This window comes from Vibrio sp. 1978 (assembly GCF_033344345.1).
Genome location: NZ_JAWPOP010000520.1, coordinates 1 through 670 on the forward strand (window position 1 = coordinate 1; position 670 = coordinate 670).

A 670-nucleotide genomic window follows, 5' to 3' on the forward strand; every position below is an offset into this window, starting at 1 on the left:
TGGCCCTGCTATCCGCACGTTTAAGATGGCCAATGAGATCATGATGAAGCTGGTTGGTTTGGTCATGAGTCTAGCACCTTACGGTGTGTTTGCTCTGATGATTCAACTAGGTGCAACCTTAAATGCGAATACACTGATGTCTGTTGCAGGTTACGTTGCGCTTGTCGTGGCTATGCTTGTGTTCTGGATTTTCATCTTCTATCCAATGGCAGTTGGCATTACGACTGGAACTTCTCCAAAGGCGTTTCTCCGTGCAACTCGTGAACAAATCCTATTTTCCCTATCTACGGCAAGTTCAAATGCAACCATCCCTGTAACCATGCGTACTCTGACAGAGAAACTGCAAGTTTCTAAATCAGTTGCGGGTTTTGGTGTACCGCTAGGCGCGACGATGAACATGTCGGGTGTATCTATTTATATCGCGCTTGCAACAATCTTCGTTGCTAACGCGTTTGGCCAGCCAATTAACACCGCTGATGTGTTTACACTCGGTCTGACGATTCTTCTTCTTTCTATTGGTGCTGGTGGCGTACCAGGTGGTGGTGTGGTGATGGTTGGTGTGCTTCTTCACCAATTGGGTCTTCCACCAGAAGGTTTAGCTATCATTGCAGCGGTTGACCGTATCAACGATATGTTCTGTACCTCTTCGAACGTGGTAGGGGATACCGCA

The 670-nt window shown here is 47.3% G+C and carries 1 protein-coding gene; it reads left to right on the top strand.

Annotated elements, in window-relative coordinates; translation table 11 throughout:
- Positions 1–670 (top strand): dicarboxylate/amino acid:cation symporter (locus R8N49_RS27595; RefSeq protein ID WP_318190513.1); only part of this gene is annotated, 670 nt, incomplete at both ends.